This window comes from Streptomyces sp. HUAS MG56 (assembly GCF_058673395.1).
In genome coordinates, this window is record NZ_CM178722.1 from 6,036,315 (window position 1) to 6,051,908 (window position 15,594).

14 protein-coding genes are annotated in these 15,594 nt (G+C 69.9%); 9 read left to right on the plus strand and 5 right to left on the minus strand.

Going from position 1 to position 15,594, the window contains the following annotated elements:
- Window positions 1–60: 60 nt before the first annotated feature.
- Window positions 61–798 (plus strand): response regulator transcription factor, encoded by a 738-nt coding sequence (locus AC4OXY_RS28550; protein ID WP_356035975.1) that lies wholly within the window; start codon window positions 61–63, stop codon window positions 796–798.
- Window positions 799–2,226 (plus strand): sensor histidine kinase, encoded by a 1,428-nt coding sequence (locus AC4OXY_RS28555; RefSeq protein ID WP_362823354.1) that lies wholly within the window; start codon window positions 799–801, stop codon window positions 2,224–2,226.
- A gap of 70 nt (window positions 2,227–2,296) precedes the next feature.
- Here AC4OXY_RS28555 and AC4OXY_RS28560 read toward each other — a convergent pair whose 3' ends face one another.
- The 5 genes from AC4OXY_RS28560 to AC4OXY_RS28580 form a co-directional block, all read right to left on the minus strand.
- A complete protein-coding gene (locus AC4OXY_RS28560; RefSeq protein WP_356035979.1) occupies window positions 2,297–4,123 on the minus strand; it encodes a phosphatidylglycerol lysyltransferase domain-containing protein in 1,827 nt (608 codons plus the stop codon).
- A 269-nt stretch (window positions 4,124–4,392) separates the two neighbouring features.
- Window positions 4,393–4,668 (minus strand): hypothetical protein, encoded by a 276-nt coding sequence (locus AC4OXY_RS28565; RefSeq protein ID WP_356035981.1) that lies wholly within the window; start codon window positions 4,666–4,668, stop codon window positions 4,393–4,395.
- Between the two features lie 234 nt (window positions 4,669–4,902).
- Entirely contained in the window at window positions 4,903–6,102 is a 1,200-nt protein-coding gene (locus AC4OXY_RS28570; protein ID WP_356037783.1) for a flotillin family protein, read from the minus strand.
- A gap of 11 nt (window positions 6,103–6,113) precedes the next feature.
- A complete protein-coding gene (locus tag AC4OXY_RS28575; RefSeq protein WP_356037780.1) occupies window positions 6,114–6,365 on the minus strand; it encodes an NfeD C-terminal domain-containing protein in 252 nt (83 codons plus the stop codon).
- Between the two features lie 553 nt (window positions 6,366–6,918).
- A complete protein-coding gene (locus tag AC4OXY_RS28580) occupies window positions 6,919–7,533 on the minus strand; it encodes a hypothetical protein (protein WP_356037777.1) in 615 nt (204 codons plus the stop codon).
- 312 nt (window positions 7,534–7,845) lie between these two features.
- Between AC4OXY_RS28580 and hemL the strand changes: the two genes are divergently transcribed.
- From hemL to ccsB, 7 genes are all read left to right on the plus strand, one after another.
- Window positions 7,846–9,162 carry a glutamate-1-semialdehyde 2,1-aminomutase gene (hemL, locus tag AC4OXY_RS28585; protein WP_356037789.1) on the plus strand — a complete coding sequence of 439 codons (1,317 nt, stop codon included), beginning with the start codon at window positions 7,846–7,848 and terminating at the stop codon, window positions 9,160–9,162.
- A gap of 44 nt (window positions 9,163–9,206) precedes the next feature.
- Window positions 9,207–9,866 carry a histidine phosphatase family protein gene (locus AC4OXY_RS28590; protein WP_356037786.1) on the plus strand — a complete coding sequence of 220 codons (660 nt, stop codon included), beginning with the start codon at window positions 9,207–9,209 and terminating at the stop codon, window positions 9,864–9,866.
- A 151-nt stretch (window positions 9,867–10,017) separates the two neighbouring features.
- Entirely contained in the window at window positions 10,018–11,280 is a 1,263-nt protein-coding gene (locus AC4OXY_RS28595) for a polysaccharide deacetylase family protein (protein ID WP_356037774.1), read from the plus strand.
- Between the two features lie 119 nt (window positions 11,281–11,399).
- Entirely contained in the window at window positions 11,400–11,990 is a 591-nt protein-coding gene (locus tag AC4OXY_RS28600; RefSeq protein WP_356037771.1) for a TlpA family protein disulfide reductase, read from the plus strand.
- Window position 11,991: 1 nt separating this feature from the next.
- Window positions 11,992–12,762: a cytochrome c biogenesis CcdA family protein gene (locus AC4OXY_RS28605; RefSeq protein WP_491991313.1), complete on the plus strand. Its 771-nt coding sequence runs from the start codon at window positions 11,992–11,994 to the stop codon at window positions 12,760–12,762.
- Window positions 12,763–12,765: 3 nt separating this feature from the next.
- Window positions 12,766–14,466, plus strand: a complete 1,701-nt coding sequence (gene resB / locus AC4OXY_RS28610) for a cytochrome c biogenesis protein ResB (RefSeq protein ID WP_356037766.1) — start codon at window positions 12,766–12,768, stop codon at window positions 14,464–14,466.
- Window positions 14,463–15,569 (plus strand): c-type cytochrome biogenesis protein CcsB, encoded by a 1,107-nt coding sequence (gene ccsB / locus AC4OXY_RS28615; RefSeq protein WP_356037763.1) that lies wholly within the window; start codon window positions 14,463–14,465, stop codon window positions 15,567–15,569. Before resB ends, ccsB begins: the two co-directional genes overlap by 4 nt.
- Window positions 15,570–15,594: the final 25 nt, after the last annotated feature.

Below are 15,594 nucleotides of genomic sequence, written 5' to 3' on the forward strand. Positions count from 1 at the left end.
GGGTGATCGTAGGCCCGCCCGTCCCGACCGAACCGCCGGAGGCCTTGGCAAACTGGGGGTGTGCCCCAGACTGTGCTGCTCGCCGAAGACGACCGTGCCATCCGCCATGCCCTGGAGCGTGCGCTGACGCTGGAAGGGTATGCGGTGACGGCGGTCGCCGACGGCGTGGAAGCCCTGGCCCAGGCCCACAAGACGCCGCCGGACGTCCTCGTGCTGGACGTGATGATGCCCGGCATCGACGGCCTCCAGGTCTGCCGTGTGCTGCGCGCCGAGGGCGACCGCACCCCGATCCTCATGCTCACCGCCCTCGTGGAGACCGCCGACCGCATCGCGGGCCTGGACGCCGGCGCCGACGACTACGTCGTCAAGCCCTTCGACGTGGAGGAGGTGTTCGCGCGGCTGCGTGCGCTGCTGCGCCGTACCCTCCCGGTGCCCGCCGGGGCGAACGGCAGCGGTGGCGGGACCGACTCCGTGCGGGCCGACGTCCAGATCTCGGACCGGCAGGTCGAGGCCGCCGGCATCCGTATGGACCTCCAGGCCCGCCGTGCCTGGCGCGGCAAGCGCGAGCTGGAGCTGACCCGCACCGAGTTCGAGCTGCTGGAGCTCCTCGTGCGCAACGCCGGCATCGTGCTCGACCACTCCACCATCTACGACCGGATCTGGGGCTACGACTTCGGTCCGGGCTCCAAGAACCTCGCCGTGTACGTCGGCTACCTGCGCCGCAAGCTCGACGAGCCCGGCGCGCCGCAGCTGATCCACACCGTGCGGGGCGTGGGTTACGTGCTGCGGGAGGACTGAGTGGGCCGTCTCAAGCGGCTCAGGCGGTCGCTGGCCGGGCGCCGGCCGGGGCTCGTCTCCCTGCGCACCACCTTCGTCGTCTCCTTCGCGGCCGTCACCGCGGCGGTCACGATCCTCGTCGGCATCCTGTCGTACAGCTCCGCCGCCCGGCTGGTCCGCGTCGACCAGCAGTCGGTGTTCTCGCAGGTCGTGCAGGACGTACGGGACGAGGTACGGCAGCACGAGATGGTGCCGGAGGACTTCTCCTCGTCCCGGCCGGGGCATGACCTGGTCCGGCCGGCGCGCACGGATGTCCAGGTGCTGGGCGCGCAGGGCCAGATAGTGGACCACGGCAGTCCGAGCCTGCCCGTCACCTCCCGGGACAAGGCGATGGCTCTCGCGCAGACCGCCGGGAAGGTGGTCCAGCACAAGGACGTGCCGGTGGACTCCGACCTGTACCGCATCGCCACCATCTCGCTCGGTGACGGCCGGGGCGCGGTGCAGATCGCCCAGGAGTTCAGCGACACCGAGGACCTGCTGCGCACCCTTCAGCAGCGCACGCTGATCCTGATGGCGGCGGTCGTGGTGGCCGCCGGTCTGTTCGGCTGGTGGCTGGCGCGCCGGATCACCCGGCGCCTGGTGATCCTCACCTCCGCCGCCGAGGACGTGGCCCGCACCCGCCGGCTGGGTATCGAGGTGCCGGTCACCGGGCTGGACGAGGTGGGCCGGCTGGGCCGTGCCTTCGACCGGATGCTGGGCCGGCTCGCGCAGTCCGAGGAGGACCAGCGCCGGCTGGTCCAGGACGCGGGGCACGAGCTGCGCACCCCGCTCACCTCGCTGCGGACGAACATCTCGCTGCTGCGCCGTATCGACGAACTCCCGCCCGAGACCCGTGAGGACCTGGTCGCCGACCTCGGCCAGGAGGCCCGCGAACTGACCGACCTGGTCAACGAGTTGGTCGACCTGGCCGCCGGGCAGTCCGACACCGAGCCGCCGCAGCGCGTCGACCTCGCCGACATCGCCGAGGAGGTGGTGGGGGTGGCCAAGCGCCGTACCGGGCGCGAGATCGTGCTCCGCACGAGCGGCGACACGACCACCGACGGCCGGCCGGGGATGCTGCAGCGGGCCATGTCCAACCTGGTGGAGAACGCGGCCAAGTTCGACCGGGACCGCACGTCGCCCATCGAGATCAACATCACCGGGCCGGCCCGTTCGGGGACGGTACGGGTGGAGGTGCTGGACCGGGGGCCGGGCATCGCCGAGGGCGACCTCATCCGCATCTTCGACCGCTTCTACCGGGCCGCCGACGCCCGCTCCCTGCCGGGCTCGGGCCTCGGGCTGTCCATCGTCCGCGAGGTGGCCATGGCGCACGGCGGGGCGCCGTTCGCCTTCCGGCGCGAGGGCGGCGGCTCGGTCATCGGGTTCACCGTGGGCGGCGGGATCGCGTGAACGGCTGAGGACCGGCGCAAGCGGCGGACCGTCGGCCGCTGCCGCCGGTCCGCCGCCGCCCGACCGCTCCTTACGACTTCCCGCCCATACCCGGCAGTTCGAGGAACCCTTCCGCCCGGGCCGAGGCCAGGCCGATGCGCGGGATGTCGCTGGACTTGGCGAACAGCAGGAACCGCGGTTCCCAGACCGGGCGGTACTTGGCGTTGGCCCGGTACAGGGACTCGATCTGCCACCAGCGGGAGAAGAAGGTGAGGACCGAGCGCCACAGGCGCAGGACCGGACCGGCACCGAGGCGGGCGCCGCGCTCGAAGACCGCGCGGAACATCGCGAAGTTCAGCGAGACGCGCTGGATCCCCAACTCCTTCGCCTGGACCAGGAGTTCCACGACCATGTACTCCATCAGGCCGTTCTCGCTGTCGCGGTCGCGGCGCATCAGGTCCAGGGACAGGCCGTGCTCGCCCCAGGGGACGAAGCTGAGCAGGGCGCGCGGTTCGTCGTTCGCGTCGCGGCACTCCAGCATCACGCAGCGGCCGTCCCCGGGGTCGCCGAGCCGGCCGAGGGCCATGGAGAAGCCGCGTTCGGTGGCGCCGTCGCGCCAGTCGTCGGCGTGCTGGACGAGCCGGTTCATCTCGTCTTCGGGGATGTCCTCGTGGCGGCGGACCCGGACCGTGTAGCCGGCCCGCTTGACCCGGTTGTGGGCCTGGCGGACGACACGCATGGCGCGGCCCTCCAGGGTGAAGTCCGCGATGTCCACGATCGCCTCGTCGCCGAGTTCGAGGGCGTCCAGGCCGTGGCGGGCGTAGATCGTGCCCGCCTCCTCGCTGGCGCCCATCACGGCCGGGGTCCACGCGTGCCGGCGGGCCTCCGACAGCCAGGCGTCGATGGCGCCGGGCCAGGCCTCGGGGTCGCCGATCGGGTCGCCGGAGGCGAGGGAGACGGCGCCGACGACGCGGTAGGTGACGGCCGCCTTCCCGGTGGGCGAGAAGATGGCGGCCTTGTCGCGGCGCAGCGCGAAGTAGCCGAGGGAGTCACGGGCGCCGTGCTTGTCGAGCAGCGCGCGCAGCTTCTCCTCGTCCTCGTCGGTGAGCAGCCGGCGCCCGCGCGGGGAGCGGAAGCAGGCGTACAGGACCAGGCAGAAGGCGGCGGCCAGCAGGACGTTGACGATGATGTCGACCCAGCGGGGCGCGTGCACGGAGTCGACCCGGTCGGCGAAGGGGCCGACGCTGACGCCGCGCAGCAGGGTGTAGGCCAGCTCCTCGTACAGGGGGCCACCGCCCGGCACCTTGTTGGTGGCGTGCACGAGCAGCGTGCCGAGACCGCCGGCCGCCAGGATCCCGCCGACGCCCGCCGCCAGCGCGAGCTTCGGGTTGGAGGGGTCGCCGACGGCGTTGAACTCACGGCGGCCGATCAGCAGCGCGACCACGAAGAGGCCGGTGAGGGCGGTGGAGACCCAGTTGAAGACATGGCCGCTGAACGGGTGCTGGGTCAGCGCGAGGACGTACAGCACGAACAGGGGGCCGGCCATCAGCATGTTGACGACCCACGCGGCTCGCTTGCCGCGCCGCATCACCAGCGCCAGGAAGATCGCCGCCGCGGCCGCGGCCAGACCCGCGGTGGCCAGGTACGGCGTGAAGAACTGGCCGGCGTGGTGCGTGTGGGCGTGCACATGGCGGGCGGTGAAGATCTTGCCGTCGTTGTGTTCCTGCACCTCTTTGCGGAACGGCACCGACAGCACCGCGATGATGTTGAAGACGGCGATCAGTCGCAGGTACCAGACGGTGGCCGAGGCCGCCGCCGCGCGCAGCCGGGGGCTGGGCGCGGGCAACTGGAACTCGCGGCGGCTGCCGCGTTGGCCGGGGACCTGCGCGTCGATCACGGTCGACTGCTGTGCGGGCATGGTGACTGGTCACCTTGGGTGGGAGGGACGGGAAGACGCCGACCCTACAGTTCGTAGGGTAAGCGTGGGTGCGCATGGTGCGCGGCCCCGATGCGGCGGCACTCACCGGATTCACACGGAGCGGACGGCGATGGTCCGAGCGCCGGGGCTACCGGGAGCGTACCGGCATCCGCTCTTACCTGGATCTGCCTGTTCCCGCCTTCCTGGGAACTCCCTGTGCTCGCCTTACCCGGTCCTTTCTGTGTCCCGGCTGTGCGTCTTACCGGAAATCAACCGGATTTACCCGTGCCGCGCCGGGCCGCCGCCAGGTGCCAGGCCAGGTTGCCCACTGCCGCGCCGGCCGCCACCGCGGCGACGATCACCCCGCCGGTGGCGAGGCCGTCACTGAACAGGTGCGGGCGCCGGTCGAGGCTGTGCAGGCCGAAACCGCACAGCTCGTACACGCCCACGGCGGCGACGATCAGGCTGACGACCAGCAGGGTCACCGTGGGCGTGAGACTGCGCGCACACGCCTCCTCGCCGGTTTTCGTCTCGCTGTCCTGCATGGGTCCCCCGTTGAACAGACGTGTGGCCGCTGGCGGTTGGGAACCTACAATACGTAGGGTTTCCGGGTGGTCGCGCCGGGCCGGGGTGTCACCGGTGGGGGTGGTGGCCGTTCTCGTGATCGGTTCCGCGGCGAGGTCTCACGTGTGCGACGGCGTCGAGGGCCTCGCGGTGGCGGTGGCGTGTGGCGGTGCCGGTCGGGACCGGGGCCCCGGTCCCGACCGGCACTTCACGTGCTAGTCGACGGTGACCGGGCCGTCGTCGTCCGAGGAGCGGCCCTTGCCCGCGCGCAGCTGGAGCAGGCCGCTCGGGTTGGTGCCTCCGGCGGCGCCCGCGGTGCCGGTCTTCTCCTTGTCCTGGCCGCCCAGGTTCTGCCGGACCGAGTCGAGGATCGTCAGGCCCTGCGAGACCAGGCCGGCGGCGATCTCGCCGAGGCCGTCGGCGCCGTTGAGGACGTTGACGTTGGCGCCCGCCAGGCCGCCCGCGGCCTCCTTCACGATCTGCGGGAGCTGGTCGATCAGCATCCGGTCCAGCGCGACCCGGTCGTAGGAGGCCGCGGCCTCCGCCTGGATCTTCATGCGCTGGGCCTCGGCGGCGGCGAGGATCCGGACCCGCTCGGCCTCGGCCTGGGCCGGCTTGACGACCTCGGCCACCAGCTGCTGCTGCCGCAACTCGGCCTGCTTCTGGGCCAGTTCGGTCTGTGCCGCGAGCACCTCCTGCTGGGCGTGGGCCTGCGCCAGCGGACCGGCCTGGGAGGCCTGCGCCTGCGCGCGGTCGACCTCGGCCGAGTACTCGGCCTGGACGACGGCGGTCTGCCGGGCGTACTCGGCCTGCTTGCGGGCCGCCGCCTGCTCCGCCTCGACCGAGGCCTGGGTGGCCTGCGCCTGGGCGATCTGGGCCTGGCGCTGGATGGCCGCCTTGTGCGGGGCGGACATCGCGGCGATGTAGCCGGTGTCGCCGTCGTCGATCGACTGGATCTGGAGCGAGTCGACGATCAGGCCGATCTTCGCCATCTCGACCTTCGAGGTGTCCAGCACCTCGGCGGCGAGCTTCTGCCGCTCGGTGACGATCTCCTCGACGGTCATCGAGCCGATGATGGCCCGCAGGTGACCGGCGAAGATCCGGCCGGTCAGCACCGACATCTGCTCCTGGTCGGACAGGAAGCGCTGGCCGGCGTTGATGATGCTCTCCTGGTCGTTGCCGACCTTGAAGGCGATGACCGCGCGCACGTGCAGGGAGATGCCCTGCTTGGTCACACAGGTCTCGGTGACCTCCGCCTCACACATCGACAGCGTGAGGAAGCGGACCTTGCGAAAGACCGGAAGCACGAACTTGCCGTGGCCCGTGACCACGCGGAACGGAGCGCCCCCCAGTCCCCGCCTGCCTCCCGAGATCAGCATCGCCTCGTCGGGAGCGGGAACGCGGTATCCGAACATGCCTGTACTCCTCAGCTTGCGCCGGCGGTGTCTCCGTCGAGCGCGTCCAATGGATCCACCCACTCGATGACACCGACCTCGCGGCATCCGCGTGATTCGATCACGAGGACCGTGGCGCCCGCGGGCAGGGGATTCTCGGACCAGGCGAGAAAGGTCTCGGAGCCGCCTCTGACCCGCACGAGCACCTCGCCGGGACCGGCGGTTCCACGGGTCCCGATGAGCACCTTGCCCATGCAGCCGATCACGGCCTCGTCCTGCGACATCACCGGCCGTCCTCCTCGTCCTGGCCCCAGGATTCCGACGATAACCCCACTACGGCCGGTTCCCAACGGGCAGGAGCGTGTGGCGTACCGGGCGGGCCCGGGGGAGGCGGTACGGCGGCCGGAGCGCATGGGTGGGGGCTGTTCCCGCAGCACAGCCGCCACGGGCAGGTCCTCCCGCTCGTTGCGGCTCGCTGCGACGGCAACGGCGGTCTGGAGCAGGGGAGTTGAGGCGGTTGTCGGCGGCGGACCCCGGGTGGCGGCGAGGACCGGTCCCGTCGGGCCTCGGCTGACGGCGTACGCGTTGTACACCCTCGTGGTCGAGCCGTCGCCGTGGGTGTCGGTGACGGTCGAGCGCAGGCCCCCACCTGCCGCCGGAGAGCTTCACGGCTGCGGCGCGCCGGATCGTGCCGTCGTCCGTCGCCCCTCAGCCGCCCGCCGGAGTCCGGGCCCCACGAGCAGGAGCCGCTCGGCGACGAGCAGTTGAACGAGAGGTCCGCCTGTCCGCTGTCGGCGAGGCCCGAAGACCCCGCCCGACCCGCAAGAAACCCTCAGCTCAGGGCCACACCAGGCAATACGGCTGATGCCCCGCCTCATGCAGCCGGTGCGAGAAGTCCTGCCATTCGTGCAGCAGCTGGTACACGTTGAAGGCGTCCCGTGGGCCGCCGCGGTCCGGGACCGTGGACCAGATGAAGGCGGCCGCGCCGACCGCCTCCTCGCCGATGCCGCGCAGGGGGTCGACGACCGTCATGGGGAGTCTGACGACCGCGTAGTCGGGGTGCAGGACGACCAGTTCGAGGGGCGGCACCTTGTGCAGGGGGACGCCCTCGATGCCGGTCAGCACCATCGCGGCCATCGTCTCCGGCTTGATCTTGGTGAACATGCCGTTCATGCCCAGCTCGTCGCCGCCGAGTTCCTCGGGACGCATCGAGATGGGGACGCGGGCCGCGGTCGCGCCGTCCGGCGCGCCGAAGTATTTGTACGTCACCCCCACCCGACCACCATTCCTGCTCCCCGCTCCGAGGCGGTCGCCCGGTGCGCCGTGCGCCTGATGCGCGTCAGCCCGACGTGCTTCGGTCGTCTCCTCCGCGTCGCGCCGGTGCCTTCCCCGCCGGGCGCGTCGAGGACCCAGGTCATCAGTCCCCTCGCCCAGTCCGCCACCGCGATGCATATCTCCACCCGACTGCTTTTCTAGGACGCGTGGCCCCCGCCGCGCAACCCGATCATCGTGTCAGTGACCTCCCCCACGGCCGCCCGCCGAAACGTGCGGTGAAACACCAGTCCGCAGGATCTTCAACAGCTCCTGACCACTACGTGGACTACTACGTGTCCATGAGCTGTGTGTATCAGATCTCAGTCTCGCAGATGGCGCGGCTTCGATCCGGAGGTCGGCCGCTCGCCGGGCGAACCGCGGCCTACCCTGAGGAGGTCACCCACGTCACCGGAGTCCGAGAAGCCGGAGAAGCCGCACACCATGAGTGCCCTGAGCGAAACGCCCTATCCCTACGACGCGCCCGTCTCCCAGGCGCTCTTCGACCGCGCCTCCGCCGTCACGCCGGGCGGTGTGAACTCCCCGGTGCGCGCCTTCCGCGCCGTCGGCGGTACGCCCCGCTTCATGGTGTCGGGCAAGGGGGCCTACCTGACCGACGCCGACGGGCGCGAGTACGTCGACCTCGTGTGCTCCTGGGGGCCGATGATCCTCGGGCACGCGCACCCCGAGGTCATCGCCGCCGTTCAGGAGGCCGTCGCGCGCGGTACGTCCTTCGGCACGCCCGGTGAGGGCGAGGTCGCGCTCGCCGAGGAGATCGTCGCCCGGGTCGAGCCCGTCGAGCAGGTGCGGCTCGTCAGCAGCGGCACCGAGGCGACCATGAGCGCCATCCGGCTGGCCCGCGGGTTCACCCGGCGGTCCAAGGTGATCAAGTTCGCGGGCTGCTACCACGGCCACGTGGACAGCCTCCTCGCCGCCGCCGGGTCCGGGGTCGCGACCTTCGCGCTGCCCGACACCCCCGGTGTCACCGGTGCCCAGGCCGGCGACACGATCGTGCTGCCGTACAACGATCTGGAGGCCGTGCAGGAGGCCTTCCACCGGCACCCCGGTGAGATCGCCTGTGTGATCACCGAGGCCTCGCCCGGCAACATGGGCGTCGTGCCGCCGGACCCCGGGTTCAACCAGGGGCTCAGGGACGCCTGCCACAAGAACGGCGCCCTCTTCATCTCCGACGAGGTCATGACCGGCTTCCGCACCAGCCGCGCCGGGTGGTACGGGGTCGAGGGGGTCAAGCCCGACCTCATGACCTTCGGGAAGGTCATGGGCGGCGGCTTCCCCGCCGCCGCCTTCGGCGGGCGTGCCGACGTCATGGCGCACCTCGCTCCCGCCGGGCCCGTCTACCAGGCCGGCACGCTGTCCGGGAACCCCGTCGCCACCGCCGCCGGGCTCGCCCAGCTGCGGCTGCTCGACGACGCCGCGTACGAGACGGTCGACGCCGTGTCCGCGCAGATCCAGGGCCTGGTCAGCGAGGCGCTGAGCAAGGAGGGCGTCGCGCACCGGGTGCAGCACGCGTCCAACATGTTCTCCGTCTTCTTCACCGACCGGACGGTGCGGACGTACGAGGACGCCAAGCGCCAGGAGTCGCATCGCTTCACCGCGTTCTTCCACTCCCTCCTCGCGAACGGCGTCTATCTGCCGCCGTCGTCCTTCGAGTCCTGGTTCGTGTCCACGGCCCATGACGAGCGGGCTGTCCAGAAGATCGCCGACGCCCTTCCGGCGGCGGCCCGAGCGGCTGCGGAGGCCACCGCGTGAGCACCCCCTTCAACGGCAGCAAGGACGTCACCGTCGTTCACGTGATGCGGCACGGCGAGGTGGAGAACCCGACCGGGATCCTGTACGGCCGGCTGCCCGGCTACCACCTCTCCGAGCTGGGCCGGCAGATGGCCGACCGGGTCGCCGAGCACCTCGCGCCCCGCGACATCACCTATGTCTGCGCCTCGCCGCTGGAGCGGGCGCAGGAGACGGCCACGCCGATCGCCAAGGTGCAGGGGCTCGACCTGGACACCGACGAGCGGCTCATCGAGGCCGACAACGTCTTCCAGGGCAAGACCTTCGGGGTGGGGGACGGCGCGCTGCAGCGTCCCGAGAACTGGAAGCACCTCGTCAACCCGTTCCGGCCGTCCTGGGGCGAGCCGTACATCGACCAGGTGGTGCGGATGACGGCCGCGCTGAACGCGGCGAAGGACAGGGCGCGCGGTCACGAGGCGGTGCTGGTCAGTCATCAGCTGCCGATCTGGATCGTCCGGTCCTATGTGGAACGGCGCCGGCTGTGGCACGATCCGCGCAAGCGGCAGTGCACCCTCGCCTCCCTGACGTCGTTCACCTACCTCGGCGACAAGATCGTGTCGGTCGGCTACAGCGAGCCCGCCATCGATCTGGTCCCGGCCCATCTGCGGGCCGGAGCCAAGCCGCAGAAGGGCAAGAACGCTGCTCAGGGCAAGGCCTTCGGAGCCTGATGGCCATTTCCTGACGGTCCGTTTGACAGTACTTTGATCGTTTTTGTTGCAACTATTGCGAAAAACATAAGAATTATCGGAACCTCCCCGATCGCTGTGCCCTCTCTGTGGGTGACTCACTCCAGCAGGCGCGACGAATCGGGGATTTTCCATGCGCACCGTCTCCCGGCCCCTCTCCCGCCGGGGAATACTCGGCCTCGGCGCAGGCGCTGCGGCCGCCGCCACCCTCGCCGGCTGCGGCACCTCCACGTCTTCGGGCGGCGCTGCGAACGGTTCCGGCGGCGCGAGTGCCCAGGGCGGCGACGGCGCGAACGCCGCGCCCGCGGGCAAGCTCATCGGCGACGGCTCCACCTCCTTCACCGGCAAGCAGCCGCACCAGCCGGACGCCCCCCGGCCGCTGGAGGCGGGCGAGACCCCGCCGCAGTTCGTGGTCTTCTCCTGGGACGGCGCCGGCGAGGTCGGCAACGGCCTCTTCCCGCGCTTCCTTGACCTGGCCAAGGAGCACGGCGCGAGCATGACCTTCTTCCTCTCGGGCCTGTACCTGCTGCCCGAGTCGAAGAAGCGGATGTACAACCCGCCGAACAACAGGATCGGCGCCTCCGACATCGGCTACCTCAACGACGAGCACGTCAAGGCGACGATCACCAACGTCCGCCGGGCCTGGCTCGAAGGCCACGAGATAGGCACCCACTTCAACGGCCACTTCTGCGGCGACGCCCACACGTCCGTCAAGTGGTGGACGCCCGAGCAGTGGCACAGCGAGATCAAGCAGGCCAAGTCCTTCGTGAAGAACTGGAAGACCAACACCGGCTTCACCGACATGCCGGCCCTGCCGTTCGACTACGACAAGGAACTCGTCGGCGGCCGTACGCCCTGCCTGCTCAACCAGGAGAACCTGCTGCCCACCGCCCGCGAACTGGGCTGGCGCTACGACGCCTCCTCGCCCGGCGGTCTGCAGATGTGGCCGGTGAAGAAGCACGGCCTGTGGGACTTCCCGCTCCAGGAGGTCCCGTTCCCCGGCAAGAAGTTCCAGGTCCTCTCGATGGACTACAACATGATGTTCAACCAGTCGCAGAACTCGACCAAGGCGCCGGCCTACAACTACCCGGGCTGGCGCGAGCAGGCGGCCGGGGCGTACATCGCCGGCTTCAAGCGGGCGTACTTCTCGAACCGGGCGCCGTTCTTCATCGGCAACCACTTCGAGCACTGGAACGGCGGCATCTACATGGACGCCGTCGAGAAGGCCTTCAAGCACATCGCGCAGGCGAAGGAGAAGGGCGCCGACGTCCGCCTCGTCTCCTTCCGGCAGTTCGCCGACTGGATCGACGTGCAGAAGCCCGAGGTGCTGGCCAAGCTGCGCACCCTGGCTCCCGGGCAGGCTCCCGCCGGCGGCTGGAAGACGTTCCTCGCCTGACGTCCCGCGCGCGTTCCTCCTTGCCGGAAATGTCCCGTGTAAGTACGCCCTGAAATGCGGTTTTCCGCCCGGCAGGGGGGTGCGCGAAATCCCCGGAACCGCCATGCGAAACTTTTCACATGAGTACCCGTAGCCGTGCCGCCCAGCTCAGCGCCGTAGCCGCTGTCGCGGCCCTGACCCTGTCCGCGTGCGGCAAGGGCGGCACCTCCGGCGGCGGTGGCAACACCAACTTCGTCACCGGCAACAACGGCATCTCCACCGCCCCCCTCGGCAAGCGCGACGCGGCCCCGGACCTGTCCGGCGAGACCATCGACGGCAAGACGCTCGACGTGGCCTCCTTCAAGGGCCAGGTCGTCGTCGTGAACGTCTGGGGCTCGTGGTGCAGCCCGTGCCGGGAAGAGGCGTCGTACTTCGCCAAGGTCTCGAAGACCTACGAGGGCAAGGGCGTGCAGTTCGTCGGGATCAACACCCGGGACACCAGCACCACGCCCGCGGTGAACTTCGAGAAGGAACACGGGATCACCTACCCGAGCCTGTACGACCCGACGGGCAAGCTGATGCTCCGGTTCAAGAAGGGCACCCTCAACCCGCAGCTGATCCCCTCGACGCTCGTCATCGACAAGCACGGCAAGGTCGCCGCGCGGGCCCTGGAGGCGCTCGACGACACCGCTCTGCTGAAGATGCTCAAGCCCGTCCTGGCGGAGAAGTGACGTGAGCGCCCTCGTGACGCTCGCGGCGACGGGCGAGAACCAGACGGTGCTCAACGGCGCCCTGCTCGTCGCCCTGCCGGTGGCCCTGCTCGGCGGGCTCGTCTCCTTCTTCTCGCCCTGCGTGCTGCCGCTGGTGCCCGGCTACCTCTCGTACGTCACGGGTGTCGCCGGCACCGATCTGGCCGAGGCCCGGCGCGGGCGGATGATCGGCGGAGCCGCGCTGTTCGTGCTCGGCTTCAGCGCCGTGTTCGTCTCCGGCGGGGCGTTGTTCGGCTTCTTCGGCTCCACCCTGCGCGAGTACCAGGGCACGCTGTCCAAGGTGCTCGGCGTGCTCATGATCGTCATGGGCGTCTTCTTCATGGGGCTGATGCCCTGGCTCACCCAGCGCGAGTTCCGCTTCCACAAGCGGCCCACCGCCGGCCTGATCGGCGCGCCTGTCCTCGGCGCCCTGTTCGGCATCGGCTGGACGCCTTGCATCGGACCGACCCTCGCGTCCGTGAACCTCCTTTCCATGAACCAGTCGAGCGCCGGCCGCGGCGCCGTGCTGATGATCGCCTACTGTGTCGGCCTCGGTGTGCCCTTCGTGCTCGCCGCCCTCGCCTTCCGCAAGGCGCTCGGCGCCTTCGGCTGGGTCAAGCGCCACTATGTGTGGGTGATGCGCATCGGCGGCACGATGATGATCGCGACCGGTGTGCTGCTGCTGACCGGCGCCTGGGACAGTCTGGTGCAGCAGATGCAGACCTGGTCCAACGGCTTCACTGTGGGGATCTGACCGATGAGCGCAACCGACACCGACAAGAGCAGCCGGGACCGGGAGGAGCTGGGCGCGGCCGGCTCCCAGCTGTCCACGGCCCCACAGGAGGAGCTCTCCGCCCCGGTCGGCCTCGGCGTCATCGGCTGGGCCCGCTGGTTCTGGCGGCAGTTGACCTCCATGCGGGTCGCGCTGCTGCTGCTCCTGATGCTCTCGCTCGCCGCGATCCCCGGCTCGCTGATCCCGCAGTCCGGCGCCGACCTCAACAAGGTCGACGACTTCAGCAAGGCCCACAAGACGCTCGCGCCGATCTACGACAAGCTCGGCCTGTTCCACGTCTACAGCTCGGTGTGGTTCTCCGCGATCTACATCCTGCTGTTCGTCTCCCTCATCGGCTGCATTATCCCGCGCGCCTGGCAGTTCGTCGGCCAGCTGCGCGGCCGCCCGCCGGGTGCGCCCAGGCGGCTGAACCGGCTGCCCGCCTACACCACCTGGCGTACCACCGAGGATCCCGAGAAGGTCCGCGAGGCCGCGCTCGCGCTGCTGAAGAAGAAGCGGTTCCGCGCCCATGTCGCCGGTGACGCGGTCGCCGCCGAGAAGGGCTATGTGCGCGAACTGGGCAACCTGGTCTTCCACATCGCCCTGATCGTGCTGCTGATTGCCTTCGCCTGGGGCCAGATGTACAAGTCGGACGGCACCAAGCTGGTCGTCGAGGGGGACGGGTTCTCCAACTCGATCCTCCAGTACGACGACTTCAAGTCCGGCAGCATGTTCCAGAACGACGACCTCGAACCGTTCAGCTTCGACCTGAAGAAGTTCACCGGCACCTACGAGGTCAGCGGCCCCAACCGCGGCACGCCGCGCACCTACCAGGCGAACATCGACTACAGCAAGGGCGCGTACGGCAAGGAGCAGTCGGCCACCATCAAGGTCAACTCCCCGCTGCACATCGGCGACTCCAAGGTCTACCTCGTCAGCCACGGCTACGCGCCCGTCGTCACCGTCCGCGACGGCAAGGGCAAGGTCGTCTACCACGACGCCGTGCCGCTGCTGCCGCTCGACGGCAACGTCACCTCCAACGGCGTGATCAAGGTGATGGACGGCTACAAGAACGGGCAGGGCGTCTCGGAACAGCTCGGCTTCCAGGCCTTCTTCGTGCCGACCTTCGACCCGAAGAGCGGCACGATGCTCTCGGCGTTCCCGGCGCTGGTGAACCCGTTGCTCGCGGTGAACGCCTACCACGGCGACCTCGGCGTGAACTCGGGCATCCCGCAGAGCGTGTACCAGCTCGACAAGACGCACATGAAGGAGTTCAAGGACTCCAAGGGCCAGCTGCTGAAGAAGCTGCTCCAGCCCGGCGACACGATGACACTGCCGAACGGCGCCGGCTCGATCACCTTCGAGAAGGAGATCAAGCAGTGGGCCGGCTTCGAGATCGTCCAGGAGCCCGGCAGCGGCTGGGCGCTCGGCGGTGCCTTCGCGGCGATCTTCGGTCTGGCCGCGTCCCTGTTCATCCAGCGGCGCCGGGTGTGGGTGCGCGCGGTGCGCGGCGCCGACGGCGTGACGGTCGTCGAGATGGCCGGGCTCGGCCGCAGCGAGTCCGCCAAGGTGCCCGAGGAACTGGGCGACCTCGCCGGAACCCTCTACGACCAGGCGCCGGGAGCCCCCGACGCCGACGACGACTCCACCGAATCTTCCGTCGTACCCGAAGGGGCTGAGAAGTGACTCTCGCCGCCGCGACCGAGCTGGCCGTCGCCACCAACGAACATCTGGCGAGCATGAGCAACACGCTCATCTACTCGTCCATGGCCGTCTACACCCTGGCCTTCTTCGCGTACATCCTCGAATGGATCTTCGGCAGCCGCAGCAAGGTGGCCCGCACGGCCAGCGCGCTGACCGCCGAGGGCGAGGCGAAGGGGAAGGCGAGCGGACCCGCCGTCACCGTGAAGAAGGCCGGGGGCACCGCCGTGCTGGAGCGGCCGAAGGTCGTCGTGCGCGCTGCGTCCGGCGCCCGGGACGTGCCGGACGGCCCCGGCGCGCACGGCGGTGACGCGCAGGGCGACCTGTTCGGCCGGGTCGCCGTCTCCCTCACGGTGCTCGCGTTCCTGGTGGAGCTGGCCGGCGTCGTCGCCCGCGCGGCCTCCGTGGAGCGTGCCCCGTGGGGCAACATGTACGAGTTCAACATCACCTTCTCCACGGTCGCCGTCGGCGTGTACCTCACGCTCCTGGCCCTGAAGAAGAACGTGCGCTGGCTCGGCCTCTTCCTGATCACCACGGTCCTGCTCGACCTCGGCCTCGCGGTCACCGTCCTCTACACGGCGAGCGACCAGCTGGTCCCGGCCCTGCACTCGTACTGGCTGTACATCCACGTCTCCACCGCCATCTTCTGCGGTGCGGTCTTCTACGTGGGCGCGGTCGCCACGATCCTGTACCTGTTCAAGGACTCCTACGAGACCAAGCTCCAGACCGGCGGCAAGCCCGGCGCCTTCGCGACCTCGGTGCTGGAGCGGCTGCCCGCCTCGGCGTCGCTGGACAAGTTCGCCTACCGGATCAACGCGGCCGTCTTCCCGCTGTGGACGTTCACGATCATCGCGGGCGCGATCTGGGCGGGCGACGCCTGGGGCCGCTACTGGAACTGGGACCCGAAGGAGACCTGGTCCTTCATCACCTGGGTCGCCTACGCCTGCTACCTGCACGCGCGCGCGACGGCCGGCTGGAAGGGCCGCAAGGCCGCCTATCTGGCGATGATCGCCTTCGGCTGCTGGCTGTTCAACTACTACGGCGTCAACATCTTCGTCACGGGCAAGCACTCGTACGCGGGCGTGTGACCGCGGGGTCGGTGACACTGGTGTC

What these genes read in the sequence shown, in the direction of transcription:
- AC4OXY_RS28560 (WP_356035979.1), bottom strand. Translation starts at nt 4,123, where the DNA reads ATGCCCGCACAGCAGTCGACCGTGATCGACGCGCAGGTCCCCGGCCAA.
- AC4OXY_RS28565 (WP_356035981.1), bottom strand. Translation starts at nt 4,668, where the DNA reads ATGCAGGACAGCGAGACGAAAACCGGCGAGGAGGCGTGTGCGCGCAGT.
- AC4OXY_RS28570 (WP_356037783.1), bottom strand. Translation starts at nt 6,102, where the DNA reads ATGTTCGGATACCGCGTTCCCGCTCCCGACGAGGCGATGCTGATCTCG.
- AC4OXY_RS28575 (WP_356037780.1), bottom strand. Translation starts at nt 6,365, where the DNA reads ATGTCGCAGGACGAGGCCGTGATCGGCTGCATGGGCAAGGTGCTCATC.
- AC4OXY_RS28580 (WP_356037777.1), bottom strand. Translation starts at nt 7,533, where the DNA reads ATGCATCGCGGTGGCGGACTGGGCGAGGGGACTGATGACCTGGGTCCT.
- AC4OXY_RS28590 (WP_356037786.1), top strand. Translation starts at nt 9,207, where the DNA reads ATGCGGCACGGCGAGGTGGAGAACCCGACCGGGATCCTGTACGGCCGG.
- AC4OXY_RS28595 (WP_356037774.1), top strand. Translation starts at nt 10,018, where the DNA reads ATGCGCACCGTCTCCCGGCCCCTCTCCCGCCGGGGAATACTCGGCCTC.
- AC4OXY_RS28600 (WP_356037771.1), top strand. Translation starts at nt 11,400, where the DNA reads ATGAGTACCCGTAGCCGTGCCGCCCAGCTCAGCGCCGTAGCCGCTGTC.
- resB (WP_356037766.1), top strand. Translation starts at nt 12,766, where the DNA reads ATGAGCGCAACCGACACCGACAAGAGCAGCCGGGACCGGGAGGAGCTG.